The organism is Chitinophaga eiseniae (assembly GCF_012641265.1).
Taxonomy (GTDB): domain Bacteria; phylum Bacteroidota; class Bacteroidia; order Chitinophagales; family Chitinophagaceae; genus Chitinophaga; species Chitinophaga eiseniae_A.
On record NZ_JABAHZ010000004.1, the window covers coordinates 785356 to 803114 of the forward strand.

Consider the following 17759-nt stretch of genomic DNA (forward strand, 5'->3'; position numbering starts at 1 on the left):
TTTGATGCAGACTTATGCAGCAGCCCAGGTATCTTTTGTATTCCTGCCGGAAGTGCAGGGCAGAACATTGGATGGTCTTTTCCAGGTAAGGATCGCAGGGCCTGCCTCGGAACGCTTTATGGCGAGGCTACAGGTGACAGTTACTGTTCCCAGGGAGGGAAAGGTAGTAACTATCAAAACAAAACCATTTGAAGTAAGACCTGGTGTAAATCCGCTGCCAGCGGGTCTTATCTCTGGTGCCGGAATTAATTTCGGAAATGGTAAAATTGCCACCATATGCCGCCAGTCGGGTTACTTTACAGAGGGGGATTATGAGTATTGTTTTGAATTACTCGGGGAGGCTAATCATGGTGGAGAGTCGTTAGGTACGCAATGCTTTGACTACTACCTGCAACCATTTTCTCCCCTGCTCCTGACCAGCCCGGCAGATGAAGATGATATTTGTGACAAGCGTCCTTCTTTCTACTGGCAGCCGTTGTTACCTGCTATTCCCGGTTTGCAGTACCGGCTATTACTGGTGGAATTAAAACCAGGACAGGCGAAAACAGAAGCGCTGCGTTATAATTTCCCTGTTATCAACCAGCAATATATCAATCTGCCTATGCTTTTTTTTCCACCTTCTGCTAAGGCACTGGAAGAAGGGCGTGAGTATGTATGGCAGGTAACAGCATACAAAGAACAATTGATATTGGCCAATTCAGAGATATGGACGTTTAAAGTTAATTGTACCGATAGCAGTAAACCCTTTGTGCCGGAAAGCTTCCGGAACATTGAAGACCTGGTAAAAGGAAACTTCTATGTAGCAAGGGGCCGGCTATTGTTTGCAGTGCATAACATCTACGATAAAGCCGATTTACAGTATAACATTACGTGTATCACGAAGCCGGAACAGGTGGTTAAGAAGCTACCAACGATAAAGTTGGAGCGGGGTAATAACCATGTTATCATTGATCTCACAGACAACAAGTCATTTACCGATGGTTACTATTACCAGCTATCCGTCCGTTTACCAGATGGAGAGAGCTACCAGTTAAGATTTTTATATAAAAATGAAGTAGAATGAAGATACGGCTCACAATTTTTCTCCCGGTTATTTTCATCGGTATGATGGCTTGTCATGATCGTTCCCGGAATGAACTGCAACAATTGATGACAGATGAACAGAGCGGACTATTGCAGGAAAAGCGGATCGGCGATGTAGTGATAAGGCTCACTTATTTACCGGAATGTTGGGAACGGATGAATAACCGGCCTACATCGGTAGATCATTCAGAAATGTGCTTTAAAATAAATGTATTGCCTGCCAATAATAATATGGATCAGCGAAAGGAAGAGCCGATGAGTACCAGTTATGGACTTGATACCGTATTTCAGTTGATCCTGAACCGGGATACCCTGGCGCCATTGATGGCGCAAAGGATGGCCAATGGTCAGTTGAACGGCGTGGAATACCTTGTCATTTTTGAACGAAAGCCCTTAGCTGCAGTACAGCAGGCGGCATTGGTATATAAAGACTGGCTTTTCAGCGCCACCCGCCTGGTATTTCCATTGCAAAAAAATTATCTCCAAAAATCAGATTCTTTAAGCTGCAGGTTATGATGATTAAAAGTATAAAAGCGAAAAAGGCGCTGGCTATATTCTTCCTGTCATTGCTGACAGCAGAAACTTTGTTGCCCCTTCACAGTATGGCGCTTACCTCCGGACCTACCCAGCCGGAACATGCACAGTTTACCCCCTATAGCAGCAATGATATGGTGGACCTTTTTACGGGTGCTTTCAAATATAATATTCCGGTAATGGATGTAGATGGCTACCCGGTAAATCTTAGTTATGCCTCTGGCGTTGGCATGGATGATGAGGCCAGCTGGGTTGGACTTGGCTGGAATCTGAATGTAGGCGCCATTACCAGGCAGCTGAGGGGCGTGCCGGATGATTTTTCCGGCGACACGGTGAAAACGTTTCACGATGTGGCTCCCCGGTATGTATATGGAGGGCGTGGCATGGTGAGACTGGAGTTGAAGGGATTAGATGTAGCCAAAGTATCCGGAAGCGTGTCACTGGGTGTATTCAGTGATAGCTATACTGGCATGGGAGCAGAATTTGGTGTGAATGCCGGTATATCTGCCGGACTGGTGAACTCGGGCATGCTGACTGCGGGGCTCGATGGAGGTATCAACTCCAGTACCAGCAGCGGCGTATCGGTATCGAGTGGCTTGTCTATGGACTTGTTTGCATCACAGAACATTGCAGCCAGTGTAGGCGTATCTGCCAACCTGGGCTATAACACCCGGGAAGGACTGAAAGAATTAACGCTGGGTGAATCTTTTGGTGTAGGTAAGTTGCAGTTAACAGCAGGCAGAACTTACATGTATAATACGCCGCCATTTAATCCTAAAATAAATTTCGGATATAGATCCACTTCTCAAACCTATACCTTGTCTGTAGGAGGAACGGCCTTCACGGTATTTGGAGGAGCTAGTCTTACCGGGTATTTCAGTAAGCAGGAGATGCTTTCTACTAATCACCTGAACCCCGAGTTTGGCTATTTATATGCCCACAGGGGGACAGGTATAAAAGAATCGATCCCCGACTTTATGCGGGAGAAAGAGAACCCGGTGATACGCAACCTGCCCAACATTGCTGTACCCATAGCTACCCCCGATGTATTTAATTACACCAGCCAGGCTGGCAGCGGGCAGTTCAGGCTGCAACGGGGAAATACCGGGGTTGTATTTGATCCATACGCAGCCGATGAATCAGACAACTCTTCATTTGGCCAGGACCTCGGGTTTGGCGCTTATTTTCATGGAGGCACTACTATCTATAAACAGAGTATTACCAACATTACCAGGAAATGGCAAAATGCCAACGACTTCCTGGCAGCTGCAGATTATAAATCGGATGCTACCAAGCCTATGGAAGAGCAGGCGTATTTTAAAATGATGGGGGAGCAAACGGCCGAAGATCCAAACTATATCAACCGGATACAGGGCGATAAGCTATTGGCGGTATCATTGAATGGTAGATCGGCGCAGGCAAAGGTGCATGATAAAGAAGGGAACATTGCTAACACTCCGACCGAGGGGTACAAAAAGGATGGCAGGCAAATGCGGGTATCCCCTATCAGTTACCTGACGGCAGATGAAGCCTCCATGAATGCCAGCAACAAAACCTATCCTTCCTATAAGTTTTACGATTCTACTATGACAGCGGCGCCCGCCTGCGGCCCGGAGAAACAGGCAGATATCAGCCGGCGAAGAGGAAAAAACGGGCACCATATTTCTGAAATTACTGTCACCGAAAGAGATGGAAAGAGAGCTGTGTATGGATTGCCTGTTTACAATCTGCAGCAGGATGAGTATACTTTTGCCGTTAATCCCGCATTAAAGGACGCACAGGCCGATAAAACGAACCTGATAGGCGCTGAATTGGATAATAATAATGAAGTAAAACACAATTATGGCAAAGATCAATATTATCATCATGAAACGCAGCCAGGTTATGCGTCTTCTTATCTCCTGACTGCGATATTAAGCCCTGATTATGTAGACCTCACCAATAATGGCATTACAGATGATGACCTGGGAACAGCCGTGAAATTTAACTATTCAAAAGTAGCGAGCGACTATTGCTGGCGCACGCCATTGTCTCCCGGAAAAGCGCTGTTTAACCGTGGGCTGAATGCAGATGTGGATGATGATAAGGGTAGTATTGTGTCGGGCAGGAAAGAACTCTGGTACCTGAATTCTATCGAAACCAAAACCAAGATTGCCTATTTTATTACGGCAGACAGGGAAGATGGCCTGGGGACCTCCGGTAGTGTAATGGGGTATGTTAATAGTGGGGTAAAGCAGCGCCGGTTAAAGGAAATACGTTTGTACTCCAAGAGCGACCTGTCGCAGCCCATTAAAACAGCTTATTTTAATTACGATTATACCCTTTGTCCCGGTATACCCAATAGTGTTAATGGTGGCGGAAAGCTGACGTTGAAGAGCGTATACTTTACGTATGGTTCGTCAAAGAAAGGAGCGCATCATCCTTATACTTTCGAGTATTCAAATAATAAGTCTTTTGGCTACATGGCTTCCGACCGGTGGGGAACTTATGCCCCCGATTCAGCCAGTAAAAAGGCCGGTTTTACCATGAAAAATGACGAGTTCCCTTATACGGTCCAGGACACGGCACAAGCCAACAGTAATGCCCGGCTGTGGAACCTGTCGAAAATAACGCTGCCTACCGGCGGTAGTATCGACGTAGAATATGAATCAGGGGACTATGCTTATGTGCAGGATCGCCGCGCCATGCAGATGGTCGGATTACTAGACCTGGTGAAAGATACATCGGGAACAGTGACCACCAACCTGCGGAATGCGCAGGGGATCAGGATTACAGCCCCCGGACCGCTGAGGGGGGCTAATGATGCAGGTATCCTGGACAATTTTGTTACCGATTATCTCAACGGGAGGAATGACTGCTATGTGAAGATGAATGTAAACGTAACAGACCGCCCTGGTATTACTGCGGATAGTTATTATGACAACGTCTCCTGTTACGGGGAGGTGGCAAAGGTGCGCAACAACAAAAATGGCACCTACGATCTGATCTTTAAAAATGTGACGCAGGGAGGCGTTACCGTTAATCCTTTCGTGATGGCCGCCTGGCAGAAGATGAGATTGGAATATCCGAAGTATGCTTATCCGGGTTATGAAGACCGGATCCGGAATGCGACGGGTATAGAGCGGGCATTGAATGCCATTGTAAATGCTATCGGGAATATCTCAGAGCTGCGAAAAAATTTCAATGAAAGAGCCCGCGACAATGATTTTGCGATCAATATCAATAAAGGTAAAAGTTTTACCAGGATAGTAAAGGGAGATGGAATAAAGCTGGGTGGACCTGCCCGAGTAAAACGTGTGCGCATGAACGATGACTGGAATAATATGAGTGGCAAGTTAGCCCCCGGCGCTACTTATGGACAGGAGTACGAATATCGGACTACCGTAAACGGCGAAACCATCAGTAGTGGGGTGGCGTCTTATGAGCCGGCTATTGGCGCGGATGAAAATCCTATGCGTATGCCGGTACCCTATAGCCAGGAGTCCAAGGGTACGTTAACGAATTACTTTTATCTTGAAGAGCCGTTTGGAGAATCATTGTTTCCTTCCCCACAAATAGGTTATAGCAAAGTAACCGTACGCGACCTGGATGCCACCGGTAAGGCGGATGCCCAGAAAGCTACCGGGTGGCTGCAGCATGAATTTTACACGGCCCGGGATTACCCGGTGATTGTGGCAGCTCAGTCACGGCCGGATGTTTCGCAAAATGGACCGGCAGGATGGGCCAATTTCTCAGGCGCTAACCAGGTATATGAACTGGCCATGTCGCAGGGGTACGTGATCTGGCTCAATGATATGCATGGCAAGCCCAAAGCGCAAAGGGTGTTTAACCAGAGTGGGAATGAAATTTCTTCCACTGTTTATTATTATAAGTCCGATCCGCTGGATGCCGATAAATTAAAGTTAAACAACTCGGTAACTACGGTAGATGAAAAAGGGAATATCAATCCTGCAGAAATGCTGGGCCGTGAAATAGAAATGGTGACCGACATGCGGGAGCAGGAAACCAAAGACATAGGGTTAACAGTACAGGCAGGTGTGGACGTAATTCCCTTACTAATTTATGTAGTGGCTATTCCTCACTGGCCCAGGAGGGACAATGATAGCTACCGGTTATTCCGTTCGGCTTCCATTCTCAAAACAGTACAGCAAACGGGTATCCTGAGCAGTGTGGTAAAAACCATCAATGGCTCTACCGTCACCTCTGATAACCTGGTGTTTGACCGGAATACCGGGCAGCCGGTGGTAACCCGTACCAACAATGAATTTAATGACCCGGTATATTCCGTTAATATGCCTGCTTACTGGAAATATGAAAAAATATCGGGCGCCTATAAGAATTTGAATGCCGTATTTCCGGCATTCACAACAGATGCCAACGGTGTAGTGCTGGGCTCTTATGCATCTTTTATCACAGGTGGTGATGAACTGATGGATATAACGCCTGGCGGTAGTACGCCCGGTAAGCGATATTGGGTGATCCGTTCTGCAACTACCGGTGATCCAACCCTCCGTTTAAGGGTGATCGACGATGCAGGATTGTTAGTAAAGAATATGGCCCGGCAGGTGAAACTGTATCGCTCTGGTTTCCGGAACCAGTTCGACGGTGTTGCAGGAACGGTAGTGAGCATGAAGAACCCGGTAGCAGGAGGAAAAATTGCCATTTTCGATACAGTAGATAATACGGCCTACAAAGTACTGGACGCCAAGGCAGTGTTATATGAAGAAGAGTGGGGGGCGAAGTTATGCGCCACCTGTCCCTTCGGTTTTTCTGTGAGTACCGATGGCACACGGTGCGAACGTTATGCTGTAGAGAATGTAAACGATACTTTGCAGCTGGTACCAATGGTTAGCAGCAAGACGGACGTTGGGATCAACGGTGCTTCTTTTAAGCTGGCTAACAACAGCGTAGTTACGAAGAAAAACTATTATTGGGGAGGAGATTGTAGCGGTGGAGGAACATCTTCGCTGATGGCTAAATCGGCCGGTGCACAAAGCCAATCATTGCTGGTATCCGGCAGTTGCGGACGTTTATATTGGACAGGCGTATGGCTGAATAGATCGCAAAGTGTGACGGATACCTGGATGGGAATGGAAACCTGTTTTACAGCTACTACCTCCGGTACTTATTCCCTGGGTTATGGCGTGGACGATTTAATGAGGATATATATTGATAATGTGCAGATCGTGAATACACCAGCCCCTGGCAGTTACTGGAGTACCTGGACAGTGATTCCTATTTCAATGACGGCGGGCAAGCATACCATCCGGATTGAGTTTCTCAACAGCTATATGGCGGGAGGAACAGAAACCACTAATCCTGGTGTTGCGGGCGTGGAAGTCTATAACCAGTCGCCTGATGTGTTATATGGTTTGTCGGATGCCAGCGCCAATACCATTTTTTCTACCAAAAACATGGTATATCCCAACAACAGCGTAAATACCTATGTACTAGACGCTAACAACGTGAGAAGAATAGCCCGGTATGACTGCATTGAGAACCTGTGCAATACACCGTTTGTGTGCGAGTCAAGGCCAATCAACGGTCCGCTGAACCCTTACCTGGCTGGATTCCTCGGCAATTGGCGGGTATCTGAAGAAAAAGCCTATGAAGTGAACCGGGTAGACCAGCAGATATTTGCTAATAAGGGCGCCGGCCTGAACCTGCGTAGCAGCGGTTATTTCAATGGGTTTAAGTCTTACTGGTATTACGACGCCGCCAACGCTCAGTGGAGTGCAGTGCCAGCCAACGATAAGTGGGTGACCAGCCGCTACGTTACTTTATACGATCAGTACGGACAGGAAATGGAGAATAAAGATGCCCTCCTGCGGTATAGCAGTGCCTCGTTCGGATATAGAGGGGCCGTGCCGGTAGCAGTAGCCGGCAATGCCATGAGAAGAGAAATCTTCTACGATGGTTTTGAAGACTATAACTATAACGGCCTTTGTGGAGCTGTAAGCTGTAATATGGACAGCTTCGATATACGGAATACACTGGGCGTTAATTATATTTCAATGCTTAAATCCGACGACGCGCATAGTGGTAATTTTAGCCTGAAATTAACCCTTCCGCTTACACTGTCGGCGAAAGTACATACCCTGGAACATCAGCCGGGAGATGGTAAATACCTGGACAAAGATGCTTTCGGGCAATATATCACAAAGCTCACCAAAGGGCTGTATCCACAAGGATTTCAGCCGCAGCCATCCAAAAAGTATATTTTCTCTGCCTGGGTAAAAGATGGAAGTGTAGGCAATACAGTGCCCAATATTACACCATCCGTCAATGGAACGAATCTTAACCTCACTTTCAAAGCGGTAGTAGAGGGATGGAAGCTGGTAGAAGCAGAAATTGACCTGCCGGCTAATGCGACGGACTTAAAATTGATTATACCAGCTTCGGCATCGGCGGCTATTGACGATATACGATTGTTCCCTTATAATGCCACTATTAAAACATATGCTTATGATGATAAGACCTTGCGTTTAATGGCAGAAATGGACGAAAATAATTTCGCCACTTTCTATGAATACGACGACGAGGGAACACTTATCCGTGTGAAGAAAGAAACAGATCTTGGCATTATGACCCTGAAAGAGAGCCGTTCCGTTTACCGTAAAATGAATTAATTAAACTGATTGAATCCCCTTACTATGAAGAAAGTAGCATGGTTATTAAAAATACTGTTACCTGTAATAATCCTTGGCGGCGTAATTGTTTCCTTTGCCGGTATCCCGAAATGGATGCATCGCGCAAAAAAACTGGCAGTGGCTCCGGTAGCGCCGGCAACACCGGAGCGGGGAATTGTTTACTCTGCAGAAGAGAAACGCAAGCTGGGACAGCTGGCGGCGGTATATGATCACATGAATGGCTGCCAGGAATTGTATATCTCCGGGTTGATGACAGCCTATGACCCGGCGGATAGTTCGGCCACTCTTCATAATCCTTTCCGGCTTTGCCGGAAGGGGAAGGAGCTGTATTATCAAACTGGTGATATGGAGATGATTTCGCTGTCTGATATGTATATATCCGTTAGTCATAAGGCCAAGAAGATATTTATAGGGCCTGCAAAAACGGTATTGCCTCCTTTCCAGCTACCCACCGACAGCCTGGCGGTTACCTGGCAAAGTGATAACTACCGGATGGTGACCGAAGATCTCCCGGGAAAAAGCAGGATGCGTATGTTATGCGATAACCATATTACCTGCAAAGAATACCGGTTTGACTATGATACTTCTACCATGGCGATAAAACAGGTATACATGCGACTTACCAATTTGCGGGATCCGCTCAATAACAAATTGGATAAAGAGGTGATCCTGACGGTGAATGAGTGGAGAGAGCAGCATATTCCGGCTGCTCTACTGAAAACAAGTACTTACCTGGTAAAGGAGCGTGATGGCTGGCATGCTACTGCAGCTTATGCCGGATACGACCTGGTTAGTTTATATTAATGTTAACCCTATTAATGCCCGTGTAATATGGCGCTTATCAACCGCATAAATAAATTATCTGCCACTGTGTTCATGGTAATGCTGCTGATGCTGGCAGCAGCCGTGAAAAGCATGGCTGCTATAGAGCCCTATCAGCAAAAGATCCAGGGCAAGCTGAAGAAGGGGGATACACTGCTTGTGAAAGACGAAAAGTTTGAGAACCCTGCATATGACTGGAATAATATCCGGAACAATGGCGTATCCAACGTGATTACTTTTGGATTGCAGCCGGAAGCACTGGCCAATATACACCAGTCTTTTTCCTGTAAAGCCGACCTGAAAGTAGAATACTGGAGCCAGCCGGGTCAGGAATTGCCCATTACGCTGGAACATGTGAAGTTGGATATCAACTACGATACCGCCGTGGGGGCGGTGTACCAGATAGACGCCCGGTATGAATTCCAGAATGCCTACAAAATAAAGGTTTCTATTAATGAAATAAACAGCGATGAGCTGCAAGACCTGCCGGCAGCATTTTACCTGGAAGCTTATGTAGTGGTAAACAGGGATTACCTACCGCAGCCTAATGCTTCGCTGATTCCTACAGTGACGCTGGACCCGGGAAATGATGGTAGTGCACCGGCAGGAAGAATGATGGCAAGAGCTGCTATTGTGCCCACTGCTAACGCCGTTACGGTGAACTGGGACGTTATCCCCGGTGCGCAGAAGTATGACCTGGAATGGACCTTTATCGATGAAGAATCCGCCAACGGCACTATTTTGAACCAGTCCGGCACCTCAACGCCTGCGGCTACCCTTGCCCAGATGTTTCGTAACAATGCCACCAGGGTGACCGTCAGCAATAACAGCTACACCATTTCGCTGGTGCATAATACTAAGTATCTCCTGATTCGCATGCGTACGGTAGATGAAAGCAATCAATACCGGAACGAGGGCGCCTGGAGCTACCAGGTCAAATCCGATAACGTTACCGTGTCGGGGGTGATCATACTGAGTAATACCTGGCATCAGCCGGGGCTCAACTGGCAATATGATGCTACCTACGCCGAAGAGGGCAAGAAAAAGGAAGTGGTAGCCTATTTTGATGGTACGCTGAGAAACCGGCAGGCGGTTACTTTGAGTAATACCGATACTACTACTATTGTTCAGGAGAATATCTATGATCAGTTTGGCCGGGTGGTAGCAAACATATTGCCGGCTCCCGCCGACGCCAATATCCTGACCTATGTGCCGGGATTCAGCCGGAATAATAATGGGCAGGCATATACTTACAATAACGTGTTTAAAGGCCTGAGTGGTGCTTGTATTGGTCTGCCGGATCCGTTGAAAACAGATACCGGCGCCTCCAAATATTATTCTGTTAAGAACAAATACCTGAATACAGATCCGTTTAATAAATACATCCCGGATGCCGAAGGATATCCACTGTCTGTTACTTCTTACACGCCGGATAACACTGGCAGGATAGCGTTGAAAGGTGGTGTAGGCGCCGCATTTCAGCCGGTTACCATATTACAGAACCATACCACCCGGTATTACTATGGCAAGCCGGAACAATGGGAACTAGACCGGCTATTTGGTAACGATGCTGGTTATGCGGATCACTATCTTAAAAACATGGTGATAGATCCCAACGGGCAAATCAGTGTCTCCTATCAGAATGCTGCAGGTAAAACAGTAGCCACAGCGCTCACTGGTAGCACGCCGGATACTTCATTGTTGGCATTAAATTCCCTTACACCGGCTGTGAAGAAAGACATTATCCTGCTGCAACCAGAGCGGTTTGTATTTGATCCGGCTACGTTGAAGCTTACCGCCAACACCACTTACCTGGCTTCGGTGCCTGATTCTGCGGCTGTTTTTAAATTCAGCATGGAGAAGCTGATCAAAAAATATGTACAGGGAGCCGTTACCATTTGCAGTAATTGTTATTATGAGCTGAAGGTAGGGGTAAGCGATGATTGCAATAACAAAATACTTGATATCAGCAATGTAAAGGCTGGTAGCGCCATTTCAGATTGTAATCAATCGGCCAGTTATGATACTACTTTCAATGTTTCCCTGAAGAAAATAGGAGAGTACTATATCACTTTTGAACTGGCATTGAATCCGCGGGTGATAGAGGCATTTACCACCGATTTTATTGCCCGCAATACGAACCTGAAAACCCAGTTCCAGTTTGTTATGGAGCAGCTGAAGAGAGAAGATTTTACCGGTTGCTTCTCCGAATGTACTACCTGTAAAGATGCGTTGGGACTAAAAGCTGACTTCCTGTTGGGGATGAAGACCCGGATGTTCAAGAATGGGGTAGATACGTTGGCCAACCTGGCGGCTATTAACACCTGGGCCGGTGGATTGTACGACGCGTTGTACAGTAATTGTCAAACGATTCGGGCTGCCTGCCTCGCATCGCCCTGCGACCGCCTGAAGTCGCTGATGTTAATGGATGTGAGCCCGGGTGGGCAGTATGCGCTGTTCGACAGCACCTATACTGCGCAGGAATCGGCGATCAACGTTATCTTCCAGCATTGGCGGGATGCCGCAGTATTTCCTTTGCAGTCGCCAGGGGGGGCTACCTATGAGGCGACGAAATTCCAGCTAGAGAACGGGAGATATATTTCTCCCTGCGATCCATCCTTTACACTGGCAATGCTGATCACCTATTGGAAACCAGAATGGAGTGATAAATTTCTGTCATTTCACCCTGAGTTTTGTGCCCTCACTTTTTGCGGAGATCATGCCGCCTATAAAACCTGGGACGACCGCATCGCACGGCTGTATACCACGGCTGCAGATATTCCGCTTATAAAAACCGGACTGGCTTACGATGTCAGCAACGGCGCCTGGTTACTGGATGCGGATCCGTTTTTTGCAGCAAGTGGAGCAGGGAAAAATTACTATCAGAATATTAAGACAGAGTTGAATTCCTATTCCCGCCAGGTCGTGCAGGCGCCAATAGGTTTAAATAACAAAAGCCTTTCCGCCTATGTAGATTACCTACTGTACTGCGCTGATTCTACCGGTTCTGCCAATACCGGTACGAACACCAGTATGACTACCCGGTGGAATAACTGTACACCTAATGCCACCTGTCGGGTACCGGACAGGCAATGGCAGATGTATGCCAATATGTACCTGGAGTTAAAGGAGAAGTATTACCAGCAGTTGAGGGACTCGTTTTATTGCCAGGGGATATGTATACCAGGAGTGGCGCCAAAACGGTATTACGATTGTAGTGGCTTTACTGCCAGCATGTTTAGCTTCTCACCAAATTCGGGAATTGTATATGTGTACCGACCTGAAGACAGGCTTATACCCCCCGGTATTACCATCGATGTTACCTTTAGGACCGCGACAGCGGCTCCGGGTGTTACGTTCACATCTACGAGCCCAGGTTTTTTAACGATGCAAACTGCAGACCCTATTACATCAGGTCCATTCATTCGTTGTACTGGTACACCTGTTTTCCCGCCTACCTGTCCTTCTGAATATACCAATAAGGAAACCCGTGTTAATAGGATCGATTACAAAACCCAGGACCCAATAGACACCTCGGAAGTAATTGGAGAAGGTAGATATAACCTGAGTTTGCAAATTCAAACTGCTTGTGATGTTACCATCACCAACCTGCTCACACAGTTAAAACCCTGTATGGGGGCAGTTGATTCCGTATTATTCCGTAACCGGCTGATGGAGGTATGCACACAGGGAGGTGATATGAATCGTATGTACGGCGGTAGCAGCACCATTGGCGGAAAAGTAAACAGTGATGGCGATTCCACTTTTGAACAGGTAATTAAACGTTATCTCGGAAAAACTTCGTTTACGCTGGATTGCAATCCGTGGGTGGTAGACCTGCCTACACCTTCCGGCGTAACGGCGCAAACATCGGAGCGTACCCTGTCATTTACGGATGCTGGTATTTGTAATAAGCTCAATGCATTGAAGCTGGAGCAGCAAACGAACCAGCCTGCCATGACGTTGTATAATTACCTGGTATCGAAGTATGGCGCTGGTATGAACATAACATCCGCTGAGCTGGATGTGCTGGTGAAAGGCTGTAGCAACTGTCGTTACCTGATGGACCGTGATGTGAAACTCCCTGTATTCCTCGATGGTGGAGCAAAAGGATGTATTACTCCTACGGAATTCTGGGCTGCCAGGGCAGCTTTTGCAGCAGCGATGGGCAATTCGGTAGATACGACCAATTCAAACTATAAGAAAGTATATAGGAATTATCTCAATCAGAAATTGGGCTTTTCGCTCAGTTTCTCCGATTATGATAATTACCGGAAATCGTTATTGCCCGGTTCAACACCCATGTTGTGCAACCAGCCTGTCTTCTCCACAATACCTACAGATCCCTATGATTGTATGTATATGCTGGTAGATGGCGCGATTGCCGGCGCCAACAGGGCGTATGCTATTTATATTGATTCTGTGAAGCGCGATTTCCGCCAGCAGTATGTGAATGTGTGCAGTAAGGCAAAAACGAAGGTAAGGCTCAATACTTCTCAACAGATTTACCACTATACCCTTTACTATTATGACCAGTCGGGGAACTTACTGCGCACCGTGCCACCGGAAGGCGTTACCCTGATTGATGATACAGATTTGCTGGACCAGGTAGACCAGGCCCGCCGGGCGGACTATAGTCAATGTAATTACAGCGGTCCACAAAACAATACCAATCCCGATACTACGCTGAGCAGGCTGGGCACCGCCTTGACTGCTACCGGTAATCAGTCGCTCGAAATGTGGCTATATAATGCCGATGGAGGACCTACGCAGGTATTGGCAGCGAGCAACGGCAAATCCTATTTTGATGTTTGTATAGATGGAAGCTACCTGCATGCATCTATTTACAAGCAAGGACCAGCGCCCCCTGCAGGATCCGCCGACCTGGTGGCCTCCAATATTGTAGATGCAAATATCAGCTCCGTGTTGCCGCTTGATCAGTGGGTACACGTGGTATTGCAGGGAGCAGATCTTGACAGTAGTGGCGCAATCAGTGTATTTGTAAACGGGGTTAGTTGCCCGGTTGTTACCAACGCACCTTTCGGCGGTTGCGGCTGGGATATTACTGCCAACACCAGCGGCACGGCTACCTATGCGCAGAACCTGGCTTATTTACGGCAATTGCGGGTGTATAAACGCTTAATGACCACCGCCGAAATCGCCGCCAATGCCAAAGAAAACTGCCTTGGCCTGGCGCCTGCCTATGCCGTAGGCTTGCTGAAGGATACCATCACCTGGGGACGTTTTAACACCCCAGCGCCTGGCTCTCCGACTACCTTGCCTGATGGCGGTACTACCGAAGTATATACTTCTGCTGTCTACCCCCGTCATCGGCTATCTACCGATTATGCATATAACTCGCTGGGACAAGTACTGCAGCAGAACTCCCCTGATGCCAATACCAGTTATTTCTGGTATGATGTAAAGGGGCGCCTGCTGGCTTCCCGCAACGCCAATCAATACCTGGGTACTAACCAGTACAGCTATACGGAGTACGATAACCTGGGACGTATTACCGAAGTAGGGGAGAAGAAAAATGCCACCAGCCTGGGTTCGCCCGGATTTATTGCAGACGCTACCGCCACACTGTTTTTAAATAGCGGTACCAACGGGCAGCTTACACGGACAATTTACGATATCGCCCAGTTAGATCCTGCGACCTACCCGCAGAGCAACTTGCGCAAAAGAGTAGCCGCCAGTATTTACCAGGAAACTGATGGCACCACTGAGCAGGGAACTTACTACAGCTATGACGCCCTGGGTAATGTGAAGACCCTATGGCAAAAGCTGTACGGTCTCTATGAAATGAAGAAACTGGATTACGCCTACGACCTGGTGAGCGGAAAAGTGAATGCAGTGAGATATCAGCAGGCCAAGCCAGACCAGTTCTTCTACAACTATAAATATGATGCGGAAAACCGGATCATCAAAGCGCAAAGTGGCATTACCCACAACGGTGATAACTGGACGATCATGAACCCGGCCACCACCGACGCCTACTACATGTACTATAAGCATGGACCGCTGGCCCGTACCATTATAGGTAAGAACGGTGTACAGGGCATCGACTACGCCTACACGCTGCAGGGATGGCTGAAAACGGTGAATGGCACCGGCCTGGTACCCACCAGCGACATCGGTCAGGACGGTGTGGGCAGCACGGCCACCATCGCCAAAGATGCAGCCGCCTATTCGCTGGATTATTTCGCCGGCGACTACAAGCCTATCGGCGGCGCTGGCGCCACTGCACTGGGTACAAAATATACTGCCACCACCACCGATATTACCGGCCAGGATCTGTTTAATGGCAACATCAGCAGAACGACGATGGCGTTATCGAAATTCAACAGCGGCAACCCGGTAGGGTACAGTTACCGCTACGATCAGCTGAATCGCCTGGTACGTATGCGCCAGCACCTGATATCCGGAACTACCTGGGGTAAGGCACAGGCACAAACCGATTACCAGGAAGATATCAGTTATGACGGCAACGGTAACATCCTAACCTACCTCCGTAATGGCACCAGGGATACCAGTGTAGCCATGGACAACCTGACCTATTATTATCCCCGCGATGCTGCCGGCAACCTCACTGCCAACACATTGCGGCATGTTAAGGATGCCGTGAGCAGTACCGCCTACCAGTCGGACCTGGACAATATGCCGGATGACAACTACACCTACGATAAAGTGGGTAACCTGGTAAAAGACAATGCCGCCGGTATTACCAATATCACCTGGACGGTATACGGTAAAATAAAAAGTATTACATTTAGTGATAATAGTTCTTTGTCATATAAATATGATGCCACCGGCAACCGTATTTATAAAGAATACACCAAAGGCGGGGTAGTCAATAAAACCTGGTACCTGCGCGATGCCCAGGGCAATACCCTCGCTTTATACGGCAACCGAAATGGCGACGCAGAAACCTATTGGAAAGAGCAACACCTCTACGGTAGTTCCCGTCTGGGTATGTGGCAACCGGATATGAAAGTAACCAGTACCCCCGGCAATCCTGCCACCCTCTGGAGCCAGGCTAACCTGACCCGGTATGAACTCAACAACCACCTCGGAAACGTGCTGGCGACTATATCGGATCAACAAGCCAGCCATAGTGCTACCGTTTATAATATGACGGATTATGCGCCGTTTGGAATGCAGATGGTGGGGAGGAAGTGGGCTTTGGGGGGAGTATATCGTTATGGGTTTAATGGGAAGGAAAACGACAACGAAATCAAAGGCGAGGGGAATCAGTTGGACTACGGAATGCGTGTGTATGATCCGAGGATAGGAAAGTTCTTATCAGTAGATCCAATTACTGCGAAATACCCAGAGCTTACACCTTACCAGTTTGCAAGTAATACGCCTATCTGGGCAATAGATATAGACGGTGGTGAAGGCGGGATTATGAGCCCCTTTGATGCAAATAAATATACTGTTGCGTCACAAACTATTTCAAAAGGTGTTGATAATTTGTTAGATGCTCCCGCAGATGCAGGTCAAGCCTATTCTTGGAATCTTGCCGCTAACTTACCTAAAGGGACAGTGAAAACGAATAGAGATATGTTGGCAGCAATGTTTATATACATGGGTAATAATTATATGAACCGTGTAGGAAATAGTAGGATTGTAGCGAGAGTAAATGCTAGTAACCTTGCTCCTCAAACACCGAAAGCCGTTGTAGCTGCTGAGCCGGACCAGCCCGCAATAAAGGTTCCTTCAGCAAATAATGTTAAGCCTGTAGTTGTAAATGATGACCTCTATCCAATTTTGAAAGAAAGTCAGGTTCTTGATGGTCAAAGTGTTGTTGGTAGTGTAAAAAATTCTTATGGAAATTTAGATTTCTATGTAAACACTAAGGGGTCTGGTTATGATGGTAGGGGGAATGAAGTTTTTGATGCTCTTTATAAGAGTGCAGCATCCAAAGGTGAGATAACGGGAATAAACGGGACTTGGAGTCGAGGTTCATTGGGATCAAATTTAAGGTCCTTTAATAATGCAATTCAACAAGAGTTGACAAGAAGAGGTGTTACATTTGAGCAGCTATCACCATCGGAGAGCCAAGCCCTTCTTAAAAATGCTGCATTTAAAACCTTTACAGGCTCAAATGCAAAGGATCGAGGATTTAATAATGTAACGATAAATCGTACAGAAGGAACTCCCGGTAATTATACTAATGCGTCTGTGACTTATACAAAATAACAATTATGAATGAAGAAGAATTAATGCGAATAGGCTTTTTTAGAATAGAAACAGATCCGTCAGATAAAGGAATAAATGTTAAGCGTTTCCAGTTATACGAATATTACAAAGGAGCATTTGTTCGTATAATTGTATCGAAACGGAACGAAGTTTTTGTTGTGGAGCATATTTATTTTAATTCGCCTAAATCAGATGAACTACAATTAGAATTATTTGGTACTGATTTATCAGCGGAAAACGTAATAAATAAAATCAGAGAGCATAAGAAAAATGTCATTCCTCCAGATCAGATGCCTGAAAGCTTTTAGTAATAGTTATAATGATAAAACCCGGTCAGCTGTAGTGCCCCCAAAAAGTTAGACACTTCTTGGGGGCATTTTTATGGATAAAAGGATAAAATACAGCTTAAAGCAAAAGTTAGCGGCAGTTGTCGCTGTAGAAAAAGGGAATGAATCTATACATTCA

At 47.0% G+C, this 17759-nt stretch carries 6 protein-coding genes; all 6 read left to right on the plus strand.

The features are described from left to right. The first annotated feature begins 1 nt into the window (after position 1). The 6 genes from HGH91_RS20105 to HGH91_RS20130 are packed head-to-tail and all read left to right on the plus strand — an operon-like array spanning position 2 to position 17602. Positions 2 to 1063 (plus strand): DUF928 domain-containing protein, encoded by a 1062-nt coding sequence (locus HGH91_RS20105; RefSeq protein WP_168740574.1) that lies wholly within the window; start codon positions 2 to 4, stop codon positions 1061 to 1063. After that, on the plus strand, positions 1060 to 1599 hold the full coding sequence (locus tag HGH91_RS20110) for a hypothetical protein (RefSeq protein ID WP_168740575.1): 540 nt from the start codon (positions 1060 to 1062) through the stop codon (positions 1597 to 1599). Before HGH91_RS20105 ends, HGH91_RS20110 begins: the two co-directional genes overlap by 4 nt. Beyond that, positions 1596 to 8246 carry a hypothetical protein gene (locus HGH91_RS20115; RefSeq protein ID WP_168740576.1) on the plus strand — a complete coding sequence of 2217 codons (6651 nt, stop codon included), beginning with the start codon at positions 1596 to 1598 and terminating at the stop codon, positions 8244 to 8246. Before HGH91_RS20110 ends, HGH91_RS20115 begins: the two co-directional genes overlap by 4 nt. A 24-nt stretch (positions 8247 to 8270) precedes the next feature. Beyond that, entirely contained in the window at positions 8271 to 9071 is an 801-nt protein-coding gene (locus HGH91_RS20120; protein ID WP_168740577.1) for a hypothetical protein, read from the plus strand. Positions 9072 to 9098: 27 nt separating this feature from the next. Further along, positions 9099 to 17294, plus strand: coding sequence for an RHS repeat-associated core domain-containing protein (locus HGH91_RS20125; RefSeq protein ID WP_168740578.1), 8196 nt, complete (start codon positions 9099 to 9101; stop codon positions 17292 to 17294). A gap of 5 nt (positions 17295 to 17299) precedes the next feature. After that, positions 17300 to 17602 (plus strand): hypothetical protein, encoded by a 303-nt coding sequence (locus tag HGH91_RS20130; RefSeq protein WP_168740579.1) that lies wholly within the window; start codon positions 17300 to 17302, stop codon positions 17600 to 17602. Positions 17603 to 17759: the final 157 nt, after the last annotated feature.